General features: G+C 62.0%; 22 protein-coding genes. 17 read left to right on the top strand and 5 right to left on the bottom strand.

What is annotated here, in order from left to right; all coding sequences use genetic code 11:
- Window positions 1-104 precede the first annotated feature (104 nt).
- A complete protein-coding gene (locus IEX53_RS00345) occupies window positions 105-1,427 on the bottom strand; it encodes a dicarboxylate/amino acid:cation symporter (RefSeq protein ID WP_188820327.1) in 1,323 nt (440 codons plus the stop codon).
- A gap of 530 nt (window positions 1,428-1,957) precedes the next feature.
- On the opposite strand from IEX53_RS00345, the gene IEX53_RS00340 reads away from it, so the two are divergent.
- The gene (locus IEX53_RS00340; protein ID WP_188820325.1) at window positions 1,958-3,784 is read left to right on the top strand and encodes a sensor histidine kinase; all 1,827 of its coding nucleotides are present in this window, start codon (window positions 1,958-1,960) and stop codon (window positions 3,782-3,784) included.
- The gene (locus IEX53_RS00335) at window positions 3,781-5,139 is read left to right on the top strand and encodes a sigma-54-dependent transcriptional regulator (protein WP_236015972.1); all 1,359 of its coding nucleotides are present in this window, start codon (window positions 3,781-3,783) and stop codon (window positions 5,137-5,139) included. The genes IEX53_RS00340 and IEX53_RS00335 overlap by 4 nt, the downstream gene beginning before the upstream one ends.
- Window positions 5,140-5,145: 6 nt before the next feature.
- Here the strand turns inward: IEX53_RS00335 and IEX53_RS00330 are convergent, their stop codons facing one another.
- Window positions 5,146-5,334 (bottom strand): DUF3008 family protein, encoded by a 189-nt coding sequence (locus IEX53_RS00330; RefSeq protein ID WP_188820323.1) that lies wholly within the window; start codon window positions 5,332-5,334, stop codon window positions 5,146-5,148.
- A gap of 182 nt (window positions 5,335-5,516) precedes the next feature.
- Here IEX53_RS00330 and IEX53_RS00325 point away from each other — a divergent pair, with 182 nt between their 5' ends.
- Entirely contained in the window at window positions 5,517-5,888 is a 372-nt protein-coding gene (locus IEX53_RS00325) for a DUF1428 domain-containing protein (protein WP_188820321.1), read from the top strand.
- Window positions 5,889-6,110: 222 nt separating this feature from the next.
- Here the strand turns inward: IEX53_RS00325 and IEX53_RS00320 are convergent, their stop codons facing one another.
- Window positions 6,111-6,257 carry a DUF1127 domain-containing protein gene (locus tag IEX53_RS00320; protein WP_188820319.1) on the bottom strand — a complete coding sequence of 49 codons (147 nt, stop codon included), beginning with the start codon at window positions 6,255-6,257 and terminating at the stop codon, window positions 6,111-6,113.
- A gap of 543 nt (window positions 6,258-6,800) precedes the next feature.
- Here IEX53_RS00320 and efeU point away from each other — a divergent pair.
- From efeU to efeO (IEX53_RS00300), 4 genes are all read left to right on the top strand, one after another.
- Window positions 6,801-7,643, top strand: a complete 843-nt coding sequence (gene efeU, locus IEX53_RS00315) for an iron uptake transporter permease EfeU (RefSeq protein ID WP_188820318.1) — start codon at window positions 6,801-6,803, stop codon at window positions 7,641-7,643.
- A gap of 13 nt (window positions 7,644-7,656) precedes the next feature.
- A complete protein-coding gene (gene efeO, locus IEX53_RS00310; RefSeq protein WP_188820316.1) occupies window positions 7,657-8,847 on the top strand; it encodes an iron uptake system protein EfeO in 1,191 nt (396 codons plus the stop codon).
- Complete coding sequence (efeB, locus tag IEX53_RS00305) at window positions 8,847-10,136, top strand: iron uptake transporter deferrochelatase/peroxidase subunit (protein WP_188820314.1); 1,290 nt, start codon at window positions 8,847-8,849, stop codon at window positions 10,134-10,136. The genes efeO (IEX53_RS00310) and efeB overlap by 1 nt, the downstream gene beginning before the upstream one ends.
- Before the next feature lie 210 nt (window positions 10,137-10,346).
- Window positions 10,347-11,168 (top strand): iron uptake system protein EfeO, encoded by an 822-nt coding sequence (gene efeO, locus IEX53_RS00300; RefSeq protein WP_236015971.1) that lies wholly within the window; start codon window positions 10,347-10,349, stop codon window positions 11,166-11,168.
- Window positions 11,169-11,345: 177 nt separating this feature from the next.
- Here the strand turns inward: efeO (IEX53_RS00300) and IEX53_RS00295 are convergent, their stop codons facing one another.
- Entirely contained in the window at window positions 11,346-11,774 is a 429-nt protein-coding gene (locus IEX53_RS00295) for an Lrp/AsnC family transcriptional regulator (protein WP_188820309.1), read from the bottom strand.
- A 121-nt stretch (window positions 11,775-11,895) separates the two neighbouring features.
- Between IEX53_RS00295 and IEX53_RS00290 the strand changes: the two genes are divergently transcribed.
- The 9 genes from IEX53_RS00290 (at window position 11,896) to sbmA (ending at window position 19,838) form a co-directional block, all read left to right on the top strand.
- Window positions 11,896-12,999, top strand: a complete 1,104-nt coding sequence (locus IEX53_RS00290) for a saccharopine dehydrogenase family protein (protein WP_188820307.1) — start codon at window positions 11,896-11,898, stop codon at window positions 12,997-12,999.
- A 443-nt stretch (window positions 13,000-13,442) separates the two neighbouring features.
- Window positions 13,443-14,483 (top strand): aldo/keto reductase, encoded by a 1,041-nt coding sequence (locus IEX53_RS00285; RefSeq protein ID WP_188820305.1) that lies wholly within the window; start codon window positions 13,443-13,445, stop codon window positions 14,481-14,483.
- A gap of 124 nt (window positions 14,484-14,607) precedes the next feature.
- Window positions 14,608-15,105 (top strand): YciE/YciF ferroxidase family protein, encoded by a 498-nt coding sequence (locus tag IEX53_RS00280; RefSeq protein WP_188820303.1) that lies wholly within the window; start codon window positions 14,608-14,610, stop codon window positions 15,103-15,105.
- 190 nt (window positions 15,106-15,295) lie between these two features.
- Window positions 15,296-15,664 carry a hypothetical protein gene (locus IEX53_RS00275; protein ID WP_188820302.1) on the top strand — a complete coding sequence of 123 codons (369 nt, stop codon included), beginning with the start codon at window positions 15,296-15,298 and terminating at the stop codon, window positions 15,662-15,664.
- A 78-nt stretch (window positions 15,665-15,742) separates the two neighbouring features.
- Entirely contained in the window at window positions 15,743-16,012 is a 270-nt protein-coding gene (locus IEX53_RS00270; RefSeq protein WP_188820300.1) for an antitoxin, read from the top strand.
- Window positions 16,009-16,422, top strand: a complete 414-nt coding sequence (locus IEX53_RS00265; RefSeq protein ID WP_188820298.1) for a type II toxin-antitoxin system VapC family toxin — start codon at window positions 16,009-16,011, stop codon at window positions 16,420-16,422. Before IEX53_RS00270 ends, IEX53_RS00265 begins: the two co-directional genes overlap by 4 nt.
- Before the next feature lie 82 nt (window positions 16,423-16,504).
- On the top strand, window positions 16,505-17,236 hold the full coding sequence (locus tag IEX53_RS00260; protein WP_188820296.1) for a 2OG-Fe(II) oxygenase: 732 nt from the start codon (window positions 16,505-16,507) through the stop codon (window positions 17,234-17,236).
- 79 nt (window positions 17,237-17,315) lie between these two features.
- On the top strand, window positions 17,316-18,488 hold the full coding sequence (locus tag IEX53_RS00255) for a YbfB/YjiJ family MFS transporter (protein ID WP_188820294.1): 1,173 nt from the start codon (window positions 17,316-17,318) through the stop codon (window positions 18,486-18,488).
- A gap of 93 nt (window positions 18,489-18,581) precedes the next feature.
- Window positions 18,582-19,838, top strand: coding sequence for a peptide antibiotic transporter SbmA (gene sbmA, locus IEX53_RS00250; RefSeq protein ID WP_188820292.1), 1,257 nt, complete (start codon window positions 18,582-18,584; stop codon window positions 19,836-19,838).
- Between the two features lie 3 nt (window positions 19,839-19,841).
- On the opposite strand, the gene IEX53_RS00245 is transcribed toward sbmA, so the two are convergent.
- On the bottom strand, window positions 19,842-20,837 hold the full coding sequence (locus IEX53_RS00245) for a polysaccharide deacetylase family protein (RefSeq protein WP_188820290.1): 996 nt from the start codon (window positions 20,835-20,837) through the stop codon (window positions 19,842-19,844).
- Window positions 20,838-21,015: 178 nt separating this feature from the next.
- On the opposite strand from IEX53_RS00245, the gene IEX53_RS00240 reads away from it, so the two are divergent.
- Window positions 21,016-21,687 carry a tetratricopeptide repeat protein gene (locus tag IEX53_RS00240; protein WP_188820288.1) on the top strand — a complete coding sequence of 224 codons (672 nt, stop codon included), beginning with the start codon at window positions 21,016-21,018 and terminating at the stop codon, window positions 21,685-21,687.
- Window positions 21,688-21,717 lie beyond the last annotated feature (30 nt).

The following is a 21,717-nucleotide window of genomic DNA, read 5'->3' as shown; positions in this document are numbered from 1 at the left end:
TGAATTATTCACAGGCAAGATGTTTTCTGTTGTATATTTGCATCTTTGAAATAAAAAGCCGGGCGCATCTTACGGCACGCCCGGCATATGATGATGTATAGCGCTTATTCCGCCGGCTGGAGCACCTGCGTCTGCATGGGGCGTCCGCTCATGGCGGCGGCGAGCTTCTCGGTGTCGAGTTCCTTTTCCCAGCGCGCCACGACGATGGTGGCAACCGCATTGCCGACGAGGTTGGTCAGCGCGCGGCACTCCGACATGAAGCGATCGATGCCGAGGATCAGCGCCATGCCCGCGACCGGAACGGCGGGGACGACCGAGAGCGTGGCGGCGAGCGTGATGAAGCCCGCGCCCGTGATGCCGGCAGCGCCCTTCGAGCTCAGCATCGCCACCAGCAGGAGCAGGACCTGATCGCCGAGGGAGAGGTGGATATCCATCGCCTGCGCGATGAACAGCGCCGCCAGCGTCATATAGATATTGGTGCCGTCGAGGTTGAAGGAATAGCCGGTCGGGACGACGAGGCCGACGACGGATTTCTTGCAGCCCGCCTTTTCCATCTTCTCCATGAGCGAGGGCAGCGCCGCCTCGGACGAGCTGGTGCCAAGGACCAGCAGCAGTTCTTCCTTGATGTAACGGATCAGCGCCAGGATGGAGAAGCCGTTATACCGCGCCACCGCGCCGAGCACGACGAGCACGAACAAGATCGAGGTCAGGTAGAAGGTCGCGACCAGAAACGCCAGGTTTGCGACGGATTCGATGCCATATTTGCCGATGGTGAAGGCCATGGCGCCGAACGCGCCGATGGGGGCCGCCTTCATCAGGATCGCCACCAACCGGAAAATAGGCAGCGAAAGCGCCTGCAGGAAGTTCAGCACCGGCGCGCCCTTTTCGCCGACCATCCCGAGCGCGATGCCGAACAGGACCGAGAAGAACAGCACCTGCAGGATGTCGCCCGAGGCGAAGGCGCTGACAATGGTGGTCGGGATGATATTGGTGAGGAAGCCGGTGATCGTCTGCTCATGCGCCTTTTCGGCGTAATTCGCCACCGCCTTGGTGTCGAGCGAGGCAGGGTCGATATGCATGCCGCTGCCGGGATGGACGACGTTGGCGACAATGAGACCGAGGATCAGCGCCAGCGTCGAGAAGGTGAGGAAGTAGATCATCGCCTTGCCCGCGACGCGGCCGACCTTGGCAAGGTCCGACATGCCGGCGATGCCGGTGGCGACGGTGAGGAAGATGACGGGCGCTATGATCATCTTGACCAGCTTGATGAACGCATCGCCCAGCGGCTTCAGGCTTTCGCCGAGCTCGGGGTAATAATGGCCGAGCGCGATGCCGGCGGCGATAGCCACCAGCACCTGCACATACAGATGACGGTAAAGAGGGGTTTTCGCGCGGGGCGTGTCCGCGCCGATATGCGTGGGGCTCATGGTTCCTCCTAGAGCATGATCCCGAAAAATTGCAGATTTTTCGGTAAGATCATGCGGTCGAAATGTGCAAACCCCGGTCTCCTCGACAGCTCCTCCGCCGATTGTTCTCAGGGTCCATTTAACAGGCGGGCGCCCGATTAAAGCGCCCGCTTGGATAGCTTCCATGAAAGCAATTGCCGTGCCAAAGTTTCGCCTTAAGTGTAAATGATTGATTTAATTAAGGGAAATGTTGAGGGTGCGAGTCAGGGTCTCGGAAGTTTGTGCGACAATCCGCACTCGCCTTCTTGTGTTTTGTCCGGGATTCTGCACCTGTGCGGTTCATGGCTTATGATCGTTTGCGCCCAGTCATCACCCCCCTCCGTCCTGCCGGACATCTCCCCCACAAGGGGGGAGATCGGATGTCGGTTCCGCCTTGGCCAATCGCCAACGTTGCAGGATTGGGTGCCGTCATCGATGAAGGCCAATCTCCCCCCCTTGTGGGGGAGATGTCCGGCAGGACAGAGGGGGGTGGACCGCGGTTTCGCTCCCACATGAAAACGTCCCGCCACCACCCGGCCATCGAATGGAGCATCTTCGCGCTGCTTGCCGCCGGCCTGCTGCTCGCCGCGCTGTGGCTGGCGGGCGATTATGGGCGTGCGCAGGCTTATCGGGCGCTCGACAGCCGCAGCCGCAATGCTGCCTCGCTCAACGCGGTCGTGCTGCGCACCGTCTTGGAAAAGCAGCGCTCCGTTCCCTTCGTGCTGGCGCAGGACAGGGATATCCGCGCCGCGCTGGCCAGCGGCGACAAGGCGCGGTTCCAGGAACTCGACCACAAGCTGGAAGGTCTCGTGGACGGCACCGGCGCATCGGTCATCTATATCCTCAATAGGCACGGCCTCGCCGTCGCCGCCAGCAACTGGCGCTCGCCCACCAGCTTCGTCGGCAATGATTATGCCTTCCGTCCCTATTATCGGGAGGCGGTGAAATCGGGTAGGGCGGAATATTATGCGCTCGGCACCGCCAGCCTGCGCCCCGGCCTTTATATCTCGCGACGGGTCGAGGGGCCGCATGGCCTGCTGGGCGTCATCGTCGTCAAGCTGGTGTTCGACCAGGTCGAGGCGGATTGGAGGAGCAGCGCCGACGCCTCCTATGTCACCGACGAGCACGGCGTGGTGCTGGTGACGAGCATTCCGCGCTGGCGCTTCCGCACGCTCACGGACATTCCGCCCAAGGACCAGACGGCGCTGCGCGATACGCTGCAATTCGGCGATGCACCGCTGACGGTGCTGCCTATATCGCCACATTTCGCTGCCGATGAGCGCCCCGATATCGTGCGCGCCGCGCTGCCGGATACGCGCCCGGCGCGCTTCGTCCGCGTCCGCGTGCCGGTGCCGACCACAAACTGGACGCTGCATATGCTCGCACCCGCCAGCGAGGAGGTTGCCTTGAGCATGCGCGAGGCCCGCTCGCTCGCCGTGCTCGGCCTCATACCCGTTCTCGCGCTGGCGGGCTGGCTCCTGCGCCGGCGCCAGCGCATCCAGCGCCGCGCCGCGCAGGCCCGGCTTGCCCGCGAGGAACTGGAAACCCGCGTCAGCGAACGCACATTCGAGCTCAGTGCCGCCAACAAGCGGCTGGAGCGCGAGGTGGAGGAGCGTCAGAAGACGGTGCTGCGTCTGCAGGAAGTGCGCGAGGAACTGGCGCAGGCCAACCGCCTCGCCATTCTGGGGCAGGTGGCGGCGGGCATCACCCATGAGATCAACCAGCCCGTCGCCGCGATCCGCAGCTATGCCGACAATGCCCGTACCTTCCTCGCCCGGAACGACCGGAAGGCCGTTGGCGAGAACCTCTCCACCATCGCTGCCCTGACGGAGCGCATCGGCACTATCGCAGATGGCCTCCGGACTTTCTCGCGCAAGGGCACGGGCGGGGTGGAACCGACCAGCGTCGCCGCGGCGATGGACGGCGCGTTCCTGCTCCTCAACAATCGCCTGCGCCAGCAGGGCGTGGAATTCGTCTGCGATATCCCGCCGCCCGACATCCGCGTCATGGGCAACCGCGTGCGGCTGGAGCAGGTGCTGGTCAACCTGATGCAGAACGCCATGGAAGCCATGGAAGGGCAGGCGGACGGGCGCGTCGAGCTTTCATGGGAGCGGCAGGGCGACGAGACGCACCTCATCGTCGCCGACAATGGCCCCGGCATCCCGCATGATATCATGGAGCGCCTGTTCACGCCCTTCACCACCACCAAGAAGGGCGGGCTGGGCCTCGGCCATGTCATCTGCAACGACATCGTCACCGAATTCGGCGGGCGCCTCGAAGTCGAAAGCGAGCCGGGGCAGGGCACCCGTTTCATCATTCATTTGAAGAGCGTGCTATGAGCAATCACGAAATGCGTCCGAAAATTGCCTTCGTCGACGATGACGAGACCGTGCGCCGCGCCAATGCCCAGACGCTGGACCTGGCGGGCTTCGAAGTGCTGTCCTTCGACGGCGCAAAGGCGGCCATCGCCGAAATCGATGCGGAGTTTGAAGGCATCGTCGTCACCGACATCCGTATGCCGCGCATCGATGGGTTCCAGCTTTTCCGGGAATTGAAGGCGCGCGACGTTGATCTTCCCGTCATCCTCATCACCGGACATGGCGATATCGCCATGGCTGTCGAGGCGATGCAGGAGGGAGCTTATGATTTCATCGCCAAGCCCTATCCGGCGGAGCGGCTGGTGCAGAGCGTGCGCCGCGCCATCGAAAAGCGCCGGCTGGTGCTTGAAAACCGCGAACTGCGCCGCGCGGCGGAAGCAGCGCAGGACGAATTGCCGCTGATCGGCCAGACGCCATCCATGGAGCGCCTGCGCCGCACGCTCCGGCAGATCGCCGATGCGGATGTGGATGTGCTCGTCGCCGGCGAAACGGGCAGCGGCAAGGAGGTGGTGGCCGAGCTTCTCCATCGCTGGAGCCGCCGCCGCCAGGGCCAATTCGTGGCATTGAATTGCGGCGCGCTGCCCGAAACGATGATCGAGAGCGAGCTTTTCGGGCATGAGCCGGGCGCATTCACGGGCGCGCAGAAGAAGCGCGTCGGCAGCATCGAGCATTCGAGCGGCGGCACCCTGTTCCTCGATGAGATCGAAAGCATGCCGCCCGCCGCGCAGGTGAAGCTCCTGCGCGTCCTCGAAAAGCGCGAAATCACCCCGCTCGGCAGCAATCAGGTGCGCCCCCTCGACCTGCGCGTCGTCGCCGCCTCGAAGATTGACCTCGGCGATCCCGCCGCGCGCGGCGATTTTCGTGAAGATCTATTTTACAGGCTGAATGTCGTGACGGTCTCGATCCCGCCTCTGCGCGAGCGGAAAGAGGACATTCCGCTGCTCTTCGCGCATTTCCTCGGCCGCGCCGCCCAGCGCTTCCATATGGACCCGCCGCCCGTACCCGAAAACGTCCGCCGCCACCTCCTCGCCCATGACTGGCCCGGCAATGTGCGAGAACTCGCCCATTTCACCGAGCGCTTCGCATTAGGGCTGACCGAACCGGCAATCACCGGGACGCCTTCCCACGATGAGGAAAAACTGTCGCTCCCCGAGCGCGTCGAGCGCTATGAGGCCGAACTGATCCGAGAGGCGCTCGCGGCCAATGGCGGGGACGTCAAGGCGACGATCGAAGCGTTGGGCATCCCGCGCAAGACCTATTACGACAAGCTCCAGCGGCACGGGATTATCCGGGCGGGGTATGCGGGGCAGAAGTAAGCAGGTTTAATCCTTGCCCACATGCTCCGGCAGGCCCTTGCGCTTGGTCGATGCAAACTCCTCGAGTTCCTTTTCGGACATCGATTCATACATCGATTTCGAAGCGCCCTTGAGCTCGCTTACCTTCTTTTCATCACGCTTTGCGGCAAGCGCGGTCCCGGCCGCTTCCTGCTGGCTTTTCGATTTCGCGGGCATGACATACCTCCGAATCTGGCCTCACCGCTGTTCAAACGCGTCAGGCGTCGAATGGTTCAGGCAAATGGAAGGTGGGTATTTGGCTGTCCGGAGTCAATTTTGCGCCACTGGAGGGTTGAGCAAGGCCGTCAAGCCGGACAGGATGACAATTGCAACATTTCCATTCTGGATGAGGAAATCTCATGTCCTATGTCGATGGCTTTGTGCTGGCCGTGCCGAAGGCCAACCGCGAGGCGTTCAGGAAGCTGGCGGAGGATGCGGCGGTGGTTTTTACGGATCACGGCGCGTTGAGCGTTGTCGAGTGCTGGGGCGACGACGTGCCGGATGGCGAAGTCACCTCGTTTCCCATGGCGGTGAAATGCGAGCCGGATGAAGCGGTGTGCTTCTCCTGGATCGTCTGGCCTTCGCGCGAGGCGCGCGACGAGGGGAACCGGAAGGTGATGGAAGACCCGCGCATGAAGATGCCTGACGGCAGCGCGCCCTTTGACGCCAGGCGCATGATCTATGGCGGCTTCACGCCGATCGTGGGCGACCCGACGGCAGGTAGGGGATAGCGCGCGATCCCGAAGCTGCGGACTTTTCGGATGAGATCGAGGCTGAAGCAACTTCCCAAAAAACAACACCCGCCGCGGGAGGAGGTGCGGCGGGTGCTATTTGTAAAGGCCGGCTTGGGAGGAGGAGGTGCCGGCCTTTTATCGCGGGGGTCTGGGAGGAGGAGGTGACCCCGGCGATATCTCTATGATTCTTTGCGCATGGGACGAGCCATGCGTCCAAACTTAGCGAGCGACGGCCTTGCGGGCGACGTAGGGGATTTCGGCGGGAAGGATGCCGAGATCGTTCAGTTCGCGGGTCGACAGGCGGCTCAGTTCGTTTACGGTAGCGCGGTAACGGCGCCAGTTGTTGTAGGAGCGGATCAGGTTCATTTTTCTCACCTAGACTTCGTTTGTTCTTTTTTGTGTGAGCTAGATATACCCTCGCATCGCAAAAATGTGCAGAGGCGATTTTGCATGGCTGCCTTGCAAGAAATGCTCTGAGGCCTTTGATTTCTGACATTTTTTCGTCATCATCATCCCCTCGCATCGCATATTGCGGCGCAATATGGGCACGCCCCGCCATCTCCCGGAAAATTTAGCCAAAAAAAGAGCCGGACTTGCGAAAGCCCGGCTTCAAGTTTTGAAGGTGCCCATACGGGCAAAACCTCCAGAGGGGAACACTTGCCGCGCGCAATGGGAGGAGACGCGCCTGCAAGCCACGCTGATATGGAGAAGGGTTTTGTCATCTTCAAGCCCTTGGGTGAAAAATTTTGTGCAGCGCGATGGGAAGCGAAGTTGTCAGAACCAGCTTGAGGCGCTGACGCCGCCCCAGCAACTCACAGGCTCGTGACGGGACGTACTTCCCTATTTCTTTCCTTCTCCATCCCCGTTAAAAGGTGACAAAAATACGAAGGCTTTTTCCGGGTGGCGGATATGCTCGTACCTTTTCTCATCATGCTGCGTGAGGGCGTGGAAGCGGCGCTGATCGTCGGCATCATCGCCAGCTATATCAGGCAGACAGGGCGGGGCGCATGGATGCCCGTCGTCTGGATCGGTATTCTGCTGGCGCTGGCCCTCTCGCTCGCCGTCGGCGCGGGGCTGCAATTTGCCAGCGCAGAATTTCCGCAGAAGGCGCAGGAGCTTTTCGAGTCGGTGATCGGCTTCATCGCCGTCTTCGTGCTCACTTCGATGGTGTTCTGGATGCGCAAGGCCGCGCGCTCCATCAAGGCCGAACTGCATCATTCCATCGACGCCGCGCTGGAGACCTCCACCAACAAGGGGCTGGGGCTTATCGCTATGGTGTTCTTCGCCGTGGCGCGGGAAGGGCTGGAATCGGTGTTCTTCCTGCTCGCCGCTTTCCAGCAGAGCGATGGCATGGCCGGTCCCTTGGGTGCGCTCATGGGCGTCCTTGTCGCCATCGCCATCGGCTATGGCATCTATATCGGCGGGCTCAAGCTCAATTTGCGCCGTTTCTTCCGCTGGACCGGCGTGTTCATCCTCTTCGTCGCCGCCGGCATTCTCGCCAATTCGGTCAAGGCGCTGCATGAAGCGGGGCTTTGGAACCATCTCCAGACAGTCGTTTTCGATCTGAGCGCCGCACTACCGCTCGACAGCCCCCTGGGCTCGCTGCTGTCAGGCATGTTCGGCTATATCGACACGCCGACCGTCAGCGAGCTCGCGGCCTATGTGGTCTTCCTCGTCCCCGCGCTTTTGCTTTTCCTGGCCCCGCCCGCTTCCGGCGCGCCGAAGGCGGCGAGCGCCGGGCATCATTCATAAAGCGGGTTAGGAAATGCCTGATAACAAGACCATCGACCCCATGCCGCGCCTAATCATCCGCGCTGGGCTGGGGCTTGCCATCGTGCTGTTCGTCGGTGCGGGCGTTGCCTTCTATTATGCCTCGAAAAAGGCGAACGAGGCGCGCCGGACTGCCGGAGGCGCGGCGGCAACTGTCACCATCACCGACAAGGCCTGCGATCCGAATGAGCTGACCATACCGGCGGGCCGCGCCACATTCGAGATCGTCAACCGCTCGCAGCGGGCGGTGGAATGGGAAATCCTCGACGGCGTCATGGTGGTGGAGGAGCGGGAGAATATCGCGCCCGGCTTCAGCCAGCGTCTCGCCGCCCGTCTGGAGCCCGGCGAATATCAGATGACCTGCGGCCTTCTCAGCAATCCGCGCGGCAAGCTCACCGTCACGCCCTCCGCCAGCGCTTCGGCGGATAGCGCCCGCCCGCAACTGACCGCCTTCATCGGCGCTCTGGCCGAATACAAGCTCTATCTGGCCGCGCAGACGGATGTGCTGGCCAAGGCGGTGGACGATCTGGCCAATGCCGTCAAGGCGGGCAATCTCGACGCGGCGAAGCAGTTCTACGAGCCAGCCCGCGAGGCTTATGCCCGCATCGCGCCGGTCTCGGAGACCTTCGCCGACCTCGATACGGCCATCGACGCCCGCGCCGATTATTTCGAAAAGCGCGAGGCCGACCCGGCGTTCGGAGGGCTCCACCGCATAGAATATGGTCTGTTCGCGCAGGGAAGCACGGAAGGGCTCGCCCCGGTCGCCGACAAGCTCGTCGCCGATGTCGCCACGCTGCAAGGCCGCGTCCACGACATGCGCATCCTGCCGCAGAAGATGCTGGGCGGCTCGGCCTCGGTTCTGGACCGCTTTGCCAGCGAGACGCCGGGACAGGAGCAGGACCGCTACGCCCATACCGACCTTGCCTCCTTCGCCGCCAATCTCGAAGGCGTGCGCAAGATCGTCGATCTCTTCCGCCCGGTGGCTGTCAAGGCCGATGCGACGCAAATCAATGCGGTCGATAAAGATTTCACGCAACTCGGTGCGACGATGGGCGCCCTCAGACGAGGGGACGGCTTCATCGCCTTCGACAAGCTTGACGACGCCGGCAAGGCGCAAGTGAAAAAGCAGGCCGCGCAACTGGCCGCCGATCTGGGCAAGCTGCGCGACGCTTTGGGATTGAACTGATGGACGATACAGATTCAGACGACAAGAACGCGCCCGCCTCTCCGGCGCGGCGCAAGCTTCTCCTTGGTGCAGGCGTAGGCGCTATCGCCGGCCTGATGCCGCAAGGGGCGGGGGCCACGGAACTGCCCAATGACAGCGTCACCAACGCGCCGGAAAGCGACAAGACCGGGGAGCGCCAGCCTTTTTATGGGCCGCACCAGCCCGGCATCGTCACGCCGCGCCCGGCAGCGGGCATGGTCGCCGCCTTCGACGTTCTGGCGCGCGACCGGGGCGAACTCGAAAAGCTCATGCGTACACTGACCGAGCGCATCGCCTTCCTCATGCAGGGCGGCGAGGCGGATGAGCTCGATCCGAAATTCCCGCCGCCCGATTCCGGCATTCTGGGGCCGGATATCATGCCCGACAATCTGACGGTGACGGTGGCGCTGGGCTCGTCGCTGTTCGACGACCGTTTCGGCCTGAAACCGGCAAAGCCGAAGCATTTGACGCGCATGACGAAGTTTCGCAACGATGCGCTGGACAAGAACCTTTGCCATGGCGATCTGCTGATCCAGTTCTGCTCCAACACGCCCGACACCAACATCCACGCGCTGCGCGACATCGTGAAGAACACGCCGAGCCTTCTGGTGCTGCGCTGGAAGCAGGAGGGAAGTGTGCCGGTGCAGCCGCCCGCGCGGGCAAACGAAAGCGCGCGCAATTTCCTTGGCTTCCGCGACGGCTCCGCCAATCCGGACTCCGGTAATGCCGAACTGATGAACAAGATCGTCTGGGTGCAGAAGGATAGCGGCGAGCCGGAATGGGCGGCGGACGGCACCTATCAGGTGGTGCGCATTATCAGGAATTTTGTCGAGCGCTGGGACCGCACCCCCCTGCGGGAGCAGGAGGCGATCTTCGGACGCCGCAAGAACAGCGGCGCGCCCTTCGACGGCAAGACGGAAGCGGACGTGCCCAATTACGCCGCCGACCCCGAGGGCAAGGTGACGCCGCTCGATGCGCATATCCGCCTCGCCAACCCGCGCGACGCCAATGCGGCGCAGCATCTCATCCTGCGCCGCCCGTTCAATTATTCCAACGGCATCAGCAAATCCGGCCAGCTCGAGATGGGCCTCCTTTTCATCGCCTTCCAGGCCGATCTGGAGAAGGGCTTCATCACCGTGCAGAAGCGCCTCGATGGCGAGCCGCTGGAGGAATATATCAAGCCCATCGGCGGCGGGTTTTTCTTCGCTCTGCCCGGCGTGCGCGATGAGAAGGATTATCTTGGCCGGACGCTGCTGGAGGCGACGGCATGATCTGGTGCCAAGCGCCCTCGTGGTTCGAGGCTCCCCTTCGCAAGCTACGGGTCGCACCTCACCATGAGGGCTACAGGAGCGCTGCCGCCCTTCGCCAGGCGCGGCGCCCTTTACCCTCATCCTGAGGTGCTCGCGAAGCGAGCCTCGAAGGGCGAGGGTAAAGGGCACTTCATTGTTTCTGAATTGAAAACTATCGGAGAGGATACACCCATGAACATACGCCTGCTCACCTCGGTTTGCGCTCTGGCGCTAACCACCGCTCTCACCCCCGCCCGGGCGGAAGTCTCGCCGCTCGACCTGGTCCAGCCGATCGCGGATTATAAGCTCTACGTCCAGCAGAACCTCGACCAACTGGTAAAGGACACGAAAGCCTTCACCGACGCCGTCAAGGCGGGCGATCTGGAAAAGGCCAAGGCGCTCTATGCCCCCTCGCGCATGCCCTATGAGAAGATCGAGCCGATTGCCGAGCTCTTCTCTGACCTCGACGCCGCCATCGATTCCCGCGCCGACGATCACGAGGCAGGGGAGCAGTCCGACGAATTCACCGGCTTCCATCGCCTGGAATACGGCCTCTTCGCCCAGAACTCCACCGAAGGTCTCGCCCCCATCGCCGACCAGCTTTATGCCGACGTGCTTGAATTGCAGAAGCGGGTGAAAGACCTGACCGTTCCGCCGGAAAAGGTCGTGGGCGGCGCGGCGGCGCTGATGGAAGAAGTGGCGGCCAGCAAGATCTCCGGCGAGGAAGACCGCTACAGCCACACCGACCTCTGGGATTTCCAGGCCAATGTCGATGGCGCGCAGGAGATCGTCAAGCTGGTGAAGCCGCTGGTCGAGAAGGAAAACCCTGATCTCGTCAAGAAAGTCGAAGCCAACTTCGCCACCGTCGACGGCATTCTGGCGAAATACAAGACCGCCGACGGCTTCGAGACCTATGACAAGCTCACCGACGACGACCGCAAGGCACTGGCCGGCCCGGTCACGACCCTGGCCGAAGACCTCTCGACGCTGCGCGGGACGCTGGGGTTGAATTAGTTGGTCAGGCAGCGAGGCTCGCACCCTCCTTCCCCCTTGCGGGGAAGGTGCCCGCGTTAGCGGGCGGATGGGGGTGGTGACGAATGCGCGTGCTTCGAATACCGTGGCGTAAACGTCACCACCCCCACCCGACCCTTCGGGCCACCCTCCCCGCAAGTGGGAGGGAAGGCGCCCCACCTACCTCTCAATCCGCGTCGACAGAATAATCGACGACATGGTGCGCTCGACGCCTTCAAGCGCGCCGATATTATCAAGCACCACGTCCAGTTCCCGGATCGACGGGGCTTCGACGATGACGATCATGTCGAAATGCCCGCTGACGGAGTGGAGCGTGCGGACCGCGATCATGCCGCGCAGGGCGGTCTCCACCTTCGGCGCAAGCTTGGGCAGCGCCGTCACCAGCACATGGGCTTTGACGAGATTGCGCTCGTGCTCGGGCGCCAGCCGCACCGTATAGCCCTCGATCACACCGCGCCGTTCCAGCCGCTCGATGCGGCTTTGCACCGTCGTGCGAGATACGCCGAGCCGCCGCGCAAGCTCCGCGGTTGAGGCGCGCGCGTTCTCGCGCAGGAGGGCCAAAAGCTGGTGGTCGGCGTCTGTCGTCATAATGCCTGATATATACGTCGTTTCGTTGATACGATAGGGGCATATCGTCATTTCATCGGCTACTATCCGACGAGAAAACCGGCGAATCTGGGCAAATCACCAATCCAGAGAGGGGCACCCCATGAAAGAAATCACCGTCGTCGGAGCAGGCAAGATCGGCGCCGCCATTGCCGATTTGCTGGGCAGTACCGGAGAGTACGCCGTCACAATCATCGACCGCTCGCAGGCGCAACTGGATGCGCTGGGCGCGGAGGGCGCGGTCAGGACCGAATGCGTCGATATCGAGGATGCAGACGCGCTGAAGGCGGTGCTCAAGGGCAAGTTCGCGGTGCTGAGCGCCGCGCCCTATCACCTGACGACGCGAATTGCCGAGGCTGCCGCCGCCACCGGCGTGCATTATCTTGATCTCACCGAGGATGTGGCGAGCACCCGCCGCGTCAAGGAACTGGCCGCCACTGCCACCACCGCCTTCATCCCGCAATGCGGCCTCGCGCCGGGCTTCATCTCCATCGTCGCCAACGATCTGGCCAAGCGCTTCGACACGCTAGACAGCGTGAGAATGCGCGTCGGCGCGCTGCCGCAATATCCCTCCAATGCCCTGAACTATAACCTGACCTGGAGCACGGACGGCGTCATCAATGAATATTGCGAGCCCTGCGAGGCGATCGTCGAGGGCGAGTTGACCGAAGTGCCGCCGCTGGAAGAGCGCGAAGAGTTCTCGCTCGACGGCGTCACCTATGAGGCGTTCAACACGTCGGGCGGCCTTGGCACGCTATGCGAGACGCTGAAGGGCAAGGTGCGCACGCTCAACTACCGCACCATCCGTTACCCCGGCCATGCCGCGATCATGAAGGCGCTGCTCAACGATCTTGGCCTGCGCCACCGGCGCGAGGTGCTGAAAGACATTCTGGAAAACGCGCTGCCCGCGACGCTGCAGGACGTGGTGGTGATCTTCGTCACTGTCAGCGGCCGCAAGAATGGCCGGCTGGTGCAGGAAACCTACGCCAACAAGGTCTATAGCCGCCGCGTTGGAGCCGCACACCGCAGCGCCATCCAGATCACCACCGCCTCGGCCATCTGCGCCGTGCTCGACATGCTGGCCCATGGCGACCTGCCGCAGCAGGGCTTCGTCAAACAGGAAGACATCGCCCTCGACGCCTTCCTCGCCAACCGCTTCGGCATGGCTTATGCGCAGGTGGACACTGCGGGGAGGCTGGTGGCTTAGCCGAGCGCTTCATGTTTTAGTGGAATTGCCTGAATTCCATTTTGGGCCGTTGTGGTCATGGAAGCGTAGAGGAATGGATCCCAGTGACGAGCACTGGGATGACGGGTTTGCTTGGCTGTTGCCAGCCAACCTCCATCCTCTCCGCCTGGCAGAAGCATATCCGGTAGTGGAAAACATCTCCGCCCCGTCATCCCAGTGCTCGTCACTGGGATCCATTCCTCTACGGTGGCCTAGCCGCAACGAGAAAAGAACGGGCCACCAGCTTCTATCTTAAGCGAAGAATTCTAGTCCCTCCACCCTCGAACCACGAGGGCGCTTGGCACTAATTTCATCAAAACAAACTGACTCGCATCTTTAGCGATGCGCATTTACATTACGCACCGAATTTCCCTTCCCCGGGGAGCATCCTGTTCCCCCATATTCCATCCGAACGGACATATTGCATGAAAACGAAACCGCTTGGCCGTACCGGCATCGACGTCACGGAAATCTGCCTGGGCACCATGACCTGGGGCGTGCAGAACACCGAGGCCGAGGCGCACACCCAGCTCGATTACGCCACCGACGCAGGCATCAACTTCATCGACACGGCGGAAGGCTATGCCGTGCCGATGACCACCGAGAGCTATGGCACGACCGAGACCCATATCGGCAACTGGCTGAAGAAATCCGGCAAGCGCGACCGGCTGGTGATCGCCACCAAGGTTTCCGGCCCGGGCCGGCCATTCATCCGCGAGGGCAGCGCGCCGAGCGCAAAGACGGTGCGAGAGGCCCTCGAAGGCAGCCTGAAACGGCTCCAGACCGATTATATCGACCTCTACCAGATCCATTGGCCCAGCCGCCCGCATTACCATTTCGGCGAATCCTGGGGCTATGACCCGACCAGGACCGACCGGGCGCAGGTGCTCGCGCATATCGAGGAGGTCTTGGAAAGCCTGGACGCGCTGGTGAAGGAGGGCAAGATCCGCCATATCGGCCTTTCCAACGAGACCGCCTGGGGGACGATGCAATGGCTGCGTCTCTCGGAGGAAAAAGGCCTACCGCGCGTCGCCTCTGTGCAAAATGAATATGGCCTGCTCCAGCGCCATTTCGATCTCGACATGGCCGAAACCTGCCATCATGAGGGCGTCGGGCTGCTCGCCTATTCCACCCTCGGCGCGGGCATCCTCACCGGCAAATATCTTGACGGCAAGGAACCCGCCGGGGCTCGCAGCCAGTTCTTCCGCGAAGGCTTCTGGCGCAGGAACAATTATTCCGAGCCGGCGGTGAGGGCCTATGTCGATCTGGCCCGCAAGCACGGGCTCGACCCGGCTCAGCTTGCCATCGCCTTCAGCCTGTCGCGACCGTTTATGACGTCTGTCATCGTCGGCGCGACTTCGCTCGATCAGCTGAAGACGGATATCGCAGCGGCGGATCTGACGCTTTCCGCCGAGGTGCTGGCTGAAATCGAGGCCATCCACCGCACCTATCCGCGTCCGCTCTGATCTTTCGGCCGCTTTCCTCCCGCTTTGTTCGCCCGGTTTGCGGTTTCTTGGCTCCCTCAAGGAACGCTTTGCCGGGCGAGGCGTTGAACCCGCGCATGCGGTTTCCATTCCCAAGGAGGATACTATGGCTGAGAAGGCACTCGATAAGCTGTTCTATGAAACGCTGAAGGATATCTATTACGCGGAAAAGAAGATCGTAAAGACGCTGCCGAAGCTGGCGCGCAGTGCGGCGTCGAAAGAGCTGAAGGAAGCTTTCGAGCGGCACCGCGAACAGTCGGAAGAGCATGTCGCGCGTCTGCAGCAGGTGTTCGAAATCCTCGACAAGCGCGCCGCCGGCAAGACCTGCGACGCCATCGAGGGCATCATCGCTGAGGGCGAGGAAGTCATGGACGAGTTCAAGGGCCAGCCCGCGCTCGACGCCGGCCTGATTGCCTCCGCCCAAGCGGTCGAGCATTATGAAATCAGCCGCTACGGCACGCTGAAGCGCTGGGCCGAACTGCTCGGCATGAAGGACGCCGCCAAGCTCCTCGACCAGACGCTGAGCGAGGAAATCGCCACCGACGAACTGCTGACCAAGCTCGCCAACCGCGACGCCAACAAGCACGCCGCAAAGGCCGCCTGATCCGGCCTCTGTTTCTCCGCGTGATCTTATTCGGAAAGCCAGCGTCTTTTCGAGGGTCATGTTTTAAGGAGCGGAACCGGCTCTCGTTTCATCGGGAGCCGGTTTTTTATGCATGGTCGCCCCGCTGCTGCGGGTGGGGAACCAATTTGCCGCCCGAGGAGTTGACACGGGGCAACCCGAGGAGGCGGACATGCAGGATTTTCAGATTAAGATTAAAACCTTGACCGGCCCGGATGCCCGCATCGACGGCCATTTGGTCGAGTTCTGCAGGCAGGGCAAAACATGCGTCTCCGTGACCTTGCACGAACGGTTCGGAGCCGATTACCGTCCCGGCGGTCCGACCGACCAGCCCCAGGGCCTTGCGGATAAGGCGAGGGCGCTGATGCGCGAGGTCTTGCTGGCGATGGATGAAGGCACGGCCTGCTTCGCTGAAGACACGGCATCCGAACCGGAACAGCCCAAAGGCCCGCCCTTTTCCTCCGCCCAGGCCGAACCCGAAGTCGATGACGCGCCGACTGTGCGTGTGACAGGCGAGGGGATGATCCGTCCGGAGGGGTGAGCACTGGGCTCGCGTGCTGCAGCTTGAAATCAGTGCAGGCGAGATGTATATACTTCAGTATATGCAATGGAGGTCGCCATGACCCAAACCCAGCCCAGAGAGACAAGCTCTCCCCGGGAAGCCAAGCTTTTCCGTAATAATAAAAGCCAGGCGGTACGGATCCCGGCTGATTTTGAACTTCCCGGTGACCGTGTGCTCATTCACCGGGACGGGGACCGGCTGATTATTGAGCCCGTGCATCGCAAGAGCCTGCTGGAAGTGCTTGCTGAGTTGCAGCCGCTCGGCCCGGAAGACCAGTTTCCTGATATCGACGATACGCTGCTGCCTGCGAAGGAAATCGACCTGTGAGCGGGCGTTACATGCTCGATACCAATATCGTGTCCGATCTGGCCCGCAATCCGCAGGGAAAAATTGCCAGGCGCATTGCGGAAGTTGGCCAAGGTGCTGTCTGCGTCAGCATTATCACGGCGGCTGAGTTGCGCTATGGCTGTCATAGGAAGGGGTCGGCGAGGCTGTCGGCTCAGATCGATGCGATACTTGGAAGTATGCCGGTTCTGCCGCTCGACGTGCCTGCCGATGCCGAATACGGGAGAATTCGCGCAGAACTCGAGGCTTCCGGCAAGCCCATCGGTCCCAACGATCTGCTAATCGCTGCCCACGCCAGTGCCATCAAGGCTGTTCTCGTAACAGCCAATACGCGCGAGTTCCTGCGCATCCCCGCCATAAAAGTGGAAAATTGGCTGGACGGAACGTTCTGAATTCAAAAGCAAGCGCCGGAGTGTTCGCAGGAAATCGATCTATTACCGGAAGGGCTCGCAATTTCGCAGAACGAGGTGTGAGATGACAACTTCCATTCGCGAGCCCCAACCCGCCCGAAACCGCGTCGATGCCTATGACTGGCCGGCACTGGGCGCAGAGCTGGATCGTTATGGCGCGGCGGCGATGGAAAGGCTGCTGACGCCGGAGGAGTGCGGGGAAATCGCGGCGCTTTATCCCGATGAGGAGCACTTCCGCAGCCATATCCACATGGCGCGGCATGGTTTCGGCAAGGGCGAGTACCGCTATTTCAAATATCCGCTGCCGGAGCTTATCTCGGGTCTGCGCACCGCGCTTTATCCTCGTCTTGCGCCGGTCGCTAATCGCTGGAACGAGCGGATGGGCGATGCGACGCGCTATCCGGCCAGCCATGCCGACTTCCTGAAAGCCTGTCACGATGCGGGACAGACGCGCCCGACGCCGCTGCTCCTGCAATATGTGCCTGATGATTTCAACTGCCTGCATCAGGACCTTTATGGCGATCTCGCCTTTCCCCTGCAGGTGGCGATCCTGCTCTCCGAGCCGGGCAGGGATTTCACCGGCGGCGAATTCGTGCTGACCGAGCAGCGCCCGCGCATGCAGAGTCGGGCCGAGGTGGTGCCGCTGAGGCAAGGCGATGCGGTGATCTTCGCGGTGCATAACCGGCCGGTCGAGGGAACGCGGGGGCATTACCGCGTCAATCTGCGCCATGGCGTCAGTCGTGTCCGCTCCGGCATGCGCCATACGGTCGGCATCATTTTCCACGACGCGCGGTGACGTCATGGTTCAGCAAAACCGATAGATCCATCAGATAAATTCAATTGCGTTGATGCTGCGCCATCCTATTGTGCGGTGCATGCAAACCTCCCGGAATACATTCCCCTTCGCATTCGGCGGCTTCATCACCATGGCGGTTGCCATGGGAATCGGGCGTTTCATCTATACGCCGATCCTTCCCGGCATGATGAGCGGTCTCGGGCTTTCGCCCGCCGACGCGGGGTTCATCGCCTCGGCCAATTATATCGGCTATCTCCTCGGCGCGGTTGTTGCCGGCTATGGCTGGGCGGCGGGGATCGAGCGGGCGATTGTCTACGCCGGGCTTGCCGCGAGCGCCGCGCTGTGCCTCGCCATGGGCTTCAGCGATGGCGTCTGGCTTTTCGCCGCGATCCGCTTCCTCTCCGGGCTTGCCAGCGCCTTCACCATGATTCTGTGCACCACCATCGTGTTCAGCCATCTGGCGGCGGCGGGGCGCAACGATCTGCAGGCCTGGCATTTCGGCGGGGTGGGCATGGGCATTGCGGTTTCAGCGCTTTTCGTCGCAATGATCGGGCAGTTCCAGCTTGGCTGGCGGGCGGACTGGATCGGCGCGGGGCTTCTTTCGCTCGCGGGACTGCTGGCGGTCATGCTGCTCATCCGCGAGGGACCGCTGCGCAACGGGGCGCAGCTGCGCGAGCCGCCGCTGCCGCGCACCCCGGCCTTTGTGGCGCTGGCGCTCGCCTATGGCATTTTCGGCTTCGGCTATATCATCACCGCCACCTTCCTCATCGCCATCGTGCGCTCAGGCAATGGCGGCGTGGCGATGGAAGCAGCCGTGTGGATGGTCGCCGGGCTGACCGCCGCGCCGTCGATCTGGCTCTGGGGCTTCATCGTGCGCCGCATCGGGCTGTTCGGCAGCTTCGCCGCGGCCTGCCTTGTCGAGGCGGTGGGCGTCGCCGCAAGCGTGCTCCTGCCGCTGCCAGCTGGCCCTCTCCTGGGCGGTCTGCTGCTCGGCATCACCTTCATGACCGTCACCGCCTTCGGGCTTCAGGCTGGCCGAACCCTCGCGCCGGAAGCGCCGAGGCGCGCGCTTGCGCAAATGACGGCCTGGTTCGGCATCGGCCAGATCATCGGCCCGCTGGTGGCGGGATATCTGGCCGGCCTCTCGGGGTCATACAAATCCGCAAGCCTGCTTGCCGCTGCTTCGCTCGTGCTTTCCGGCGCGATCGCCCTCTTCGCCGGATATCGCGGACGCTCACGCGCCCTCGCTTAACTGTGATCGAAACTTACGGGAATTTAATCCCTGTTCGCTGCGTGTTGCTGGTAAGCCCAAGGGGAGAGGCAAGCCGAACGGGGTATATGCAAATTGTTCGTATCCTTTTTTCCCAGGCCGAAACTGTTTTTCAGTTCCGCCGTCCTGTGGGCGCTCTTTGCGGTCGTTACATGGTTCATCGACGGCAGGAAACTGGGCGCTGTTTTCGGCCTGCCGCCCGCCGTGCCGGGCAGTGAGCCGATCATCGGCGTTTCGATCTTCTGGTCCGCGCCTTTTCTTTGGTTTTACATTTATTTCGCAATTGCGGTGCTGGCGTTCTATGCCTTCTGGTCCATGGTCGCGCCGCATAAATGGCAGGGCTGGTCGATCCTTGGCTCATCGCTGATCCTGTTCGCCACCTATTTCCAGGTAGAGGTCAGCGTGCAGGTCAATGCCTGGTACGGGCCGTTCTACGATCTTGTGCAGAAGGCGCTGTCCAAGAGCGGATCGGTTCCTGCGACCGAACTCTATATGTCGCTACTCACTTTTGCCGGTATCGCCTTCGTGGCCGTGACGATCGGCGTCCTGAACCTGTTTTTCACCAGCCATTACATTTTCCGCTGGCGCACCGCCATGAACGAATATTTCATGACCAATTGGGAGCGCCTCAGGAGCATTGAAGGCGCCGCGCAGCGCGTGCAGGAGGACACGATGCGGTTTTCAACAACGGTGGAAACCCTCGGTGTGAGCCTCGTCACGGCAATCATGACCTTGATCGCCTTCGTGCCGATCCTTTTAACCTTTTCCGACAAGGTAACGACGCTGCCCCTTATTGGCCATGTGCCGCATGCCTTGGTGCTGGCCGCAATTCTCTGGGCGCTTTTCGGCACGGTTCTTCTGGCGGCGGTGGGTATCAAGCTCCCGGGCCTCGAGTTTAAGAACCAGCGCGTCGAAGCGGCCTACCGCAAGGAACTGGTCTATGGCGAGGACGATCCGGATCGCGCCCAACCCGTGACCGTGACCGAACTGTTCCGCAATGTGCGGCGCAATTATTTCCGTCTCTATTTTCACTACATGTATTTCAACGTCGCCCGCATTCTCTACGTGCAGGCGGACAATATCTTCGGGACGTTCATCCTCATCCCCGCAATCGTGATGGGACGGCTGACCCTCGGCCTGATGCAGCAGATTTTGAACGTGTTCGGTCAAGTCAGCAGCTCGTTCCAGTATCTTGTCTCGTCCTGGTCGACGGTCGTGGAACTCCAGTCGATCTTCAAGCGCCTGCGCGCCTTCGAGGCAGCCATTGACGGGGAGCCGCCGCTGGAGATGGAACCGGAATATCTCGCCCCGCAGACCGCGGAGGCGACATGACGTTCACTGCTCCGCGTGCCGCTCCGCCGTGGCGGTCTTTTGCAGGTAATCGCTGTAGGTGAGGCACTGCACGCCGGGCTTCGTGCAGGTCTCGGTGGCGAAGCGCTCCAGCGCGCGCCAATATGCCCCTGCATTCATCTCCACGAAATGGAAGCCCAGTTGCAGCGGAATGCGGCTGCCTTTGTATTGCTTCTCGAACGCCGCCTTGAAGGCCTGATAGGTCCGCTCCTCGAAGGCTTGGCTTTGCGAAGGTTTCTCGAACCCGCCGGAATGACGGACATAAAGATTATAGTCCATGGCGATGACAGGCCGCAGCAAAGGGCCTTCGGGGATCATCGGCAGGCCGAAGCTCGCGAGTTCCGTCTTGCGCTCCGGCAGTTCCGGCCCGCGCGTCACGCCGCTCGCCTGATAGCGGAAGCCGTTGGCGATAAGCGCCTGCCGCACCGGCGTACCCGTGGCAAGATAGGGCGCGCGGAAGCCGGTGATGCCGCGCTCCGCAAGTTCCCGCCAGCCCTGCGGCTCGCCGGGAATGCCGTTTGCGGAATAGGCGTCCGCGACGAAGGTGCGAAACGCCTTCACTTCCTTGTCCCAGTCCGCCGTGCTCCATTTCGTTCCGTCGAAATGGCCGCAGCCATGGCTGGCGATCTCATGGCCCTCAATATGGGCGGTCCAGATATTGCCGAGCCGCTCGGCGATCTCCTCTTTGGTGAAGGCGAAGCCGACATTGGACCGGCCCGGAGCCATGCCCGGCGGGTGATAGCGGGCGCGGTCGGAACGCTGGATCAGGAAGACGCAGGAGAGGAAATAGGTGAAGCGCGCGCCCGCCTTCTGCCCCAGATCCATGCTGCGCCGCCACAGCTTGTTGTCATGCGCCCCGTCGAACGAGATGAGCACATATTGCGGCGGCCGTTTCTCGCCATCCGCCGGGGTGGCAAGGGCGGATTGCAGCGGAAGGCAAGTGATAAGGGCCAAGATGAACGGACGGGTAAAAATCTGCATGATTCCGCGTTAGAGCCTGATTGTGGCGAAGCTCGGACTGGATAAGCTCATGATCTCGCTCTTATTTGTAAGATCGGCTCTTACATATACGGCGAAATGCGACTAAAAGCGCGTTAACTGGGTTGTACGCTGGGTAATGGCGTGCAACGGGCAACGATAACGAGTGACGGCTAGGGCGATGACAGACGACAGCTTCTTCCGCGAGGTAAATGAGGAAATCCGCTCCGACAAGGCGAAAGCCTTCTGGCAGCGGTTTGGCCCCTTGCTGATCGGCGCCGCCGTCGCCATCGTGCTCGGCACCGCCGGCATGGTTGCCTACAGGCATTGGAGCGCGTCGCTGGCCGCCCAGTCCGGCGATAAATATCTCGCCGCGCTCGATCTGGCCGATCAGGGCAAGAAGGACGAGGCGCTGGCGGCGCTGAACGCGCTGGAAAAGGACGGCTACGGCGATTATCCTTCGCTGGCACGGATGCGCGCGGCGACGCTGCTGGCCGATAAAGGCGATACGGCAGGGGCTGTGGCGGCCTATGACAAGATCGCCGCCGATAGTGCGGTGCCCGCCGCCCTTAAGGATATCGCCCGTCTGCGCGCCGGTTTCCTGCTGATTGACACCGGCTCCTATGATGATGTCGCCAAGCGTGTCGAGCCGATCACGGCTGACGGCAATCCGATGCGGTTCTCGGCGCGCGAAGCCCTCGGCCTTGCCGCCTGGAAGGCGAACCGCCCGGCCGATGCGTTGCGTATCTTCCAGCAGATCGCCGACGATTCCGGTACGCCGCCCGATATCGGCCAGCGCGCCAACATGATGCTTGACTTGATCCACGGTTCCGGTGAAGCCAAGAAGAGCTAGTGCCGTTTGAGAGCTTGTGCGGTTCACAGC

This window comes from Paramesorhizobium endophyticum (assembly GCF_014640615.1).
Taxonomy (GTDB): domain Bacteria; phylum Pseudomonadota; class Alphaproteobacteria; order Rhizobiales; family Rhizobiaceae; genus Paramesorhizobium; species Paramesorhizobium endophyticum.
The sequence above is the reverse complement of the archived record's forward strand: the minus strand, read 5'-3'. Positions and strand labels throughout refer to the sequence as shown.